The sequence below is a fragment of the Sphingomonas jinjuensis genome (genome assembly GCF_014197105.1).
In the GTDB taxonomy this organism is placed as follows: domain Bacteria; phylum Pseudomonadota; class Alphaproteobacteria; order Sphingomonadales; family Sphingomonadaceae; genus Sphingomonas; species Sphingomonas jinjuensis.
Genome location: NZ_JACIEV010000031.1, coordinates 1 through 1,299 on the forward strand (window position 1 = coordinate 1; position 1,299 = coordinate 1,299).

Genomic DNA, 1,299 nt, shown 5'->3' on the forward strand with positions numbered 1-1,299 from the left:
CGCTCGCTGCTCGACTTCTCGAAGCTGGTCGAGGCGATCGATGCCGCGGGCACCAGCTTTGTCTCGGTCACCCAGTCGTTCAACACCACCACCAGTATGGGGCGTCTCACGCTCAACATGCTGCTCTCCTTTGCCCAGTTCGAGCGCGAGGTCACCACCGAGCGGATCCGCGACAAGATCGCGGCGTCCAAGGCGAAGGGCATGTGGATGGGCGGCACCCCGCCGCTGGGCTATCGCCCCGATCGTCGCAGCCTTGCCATCGTCGAGGATGAGGCAAGCCTCATCCGCCGCATCTTCACCCGCTACCTTGAGCTTGGCAACGTGCGACTGCTCGCCGACGAGCTTGCCGAGCACCGCATCTGGGCGCCCAGGCGCATCCGGATGAGGAGCGGTCAGGCGTTCGGCAGGGTGCCGTTCACCCGTGGCCAGATCTACAGCCTGCTCAAATGCCCGACCTATATTGGTGAGATCCACCACAAGGGTGAAGTCCATGCCGCCCTCCACCAGCCAATCATCGACCGCGAGACGTGGGACAGGATGCAGGCGAAGCTCGCCGACAACCGGCAGGGGCACAGAAGCGGCGCGCGGTCAGCTAACCCCAGCCTGTTTGCCGGCAGGATCATCGATGGCGCCGGCCAGCCGCTGATCGCGGTGCATGCCACGAAGGGCACCCAACGGTATCGCTACTATGTCAGCCGCGACCTCCATGAGGGTAAGGCCACCACGGGCATGCGGCTCCCCGCACGCGAGGTCGAGCTGGCGGTCACCGCCAAGCTGGCGAACGTCATCGCCGATCCGGTGGCGCTGATCGCGGCAAGCTGGCTCGAGGTCAGGCCGAACCAGATGACGGCGCTTGCGACCACGTGCCGCGGGATCAGCATCTCCACCACGGCAGAGGCGAGGTCGACGGTGCGGCGCCTCGTCGATCAAGTTCAGGTCACCGATGCGGGAATCGACATCAGCGTTGGTACCGCTGCGCTTGCCGAACTCCTCAACGTCGCAACAAAACACGGCGCCCCTCCACAGCTCAAGCTTCACGCAGCGGTACGGCTGACGCGGACCGGCAAGGCGATGCGGCTCATCCAGGGCGACGGGCGCGGTGTTGCCGCGACGCCCAACCCGTCGCTTGTCAGGTTGCTCGTCAAGGCGCACCGCTGGTGGAAGATCGTGCGTGAGGGTGAGGTCGATCTGTCCACGCTCGGTGTGACGTGACCCCCGTTTTTTCATCCAGGTGGAACTAGAGACCGGCCCCTCAAAGGGACGGACGGAATGAAGCGGAAGCAATTCTCGGAAGAGCAG

General features: G+C 64.9%; 1 protein-coding gene. It reads left to right on the plus strand.

The window, feature by feature from the left end; translation table 11 throughout:
• On the plus strand, window positions 1–1,212 hold a 1,212-nt coding region (locus GGQ80_RS18265; RefSeq protein ID WP_183987539.1), incomplete at its 5' end, for a recombinase family protein.
• Window positions 1,213–1,299 lie beyond the last annotated feature (87 nt).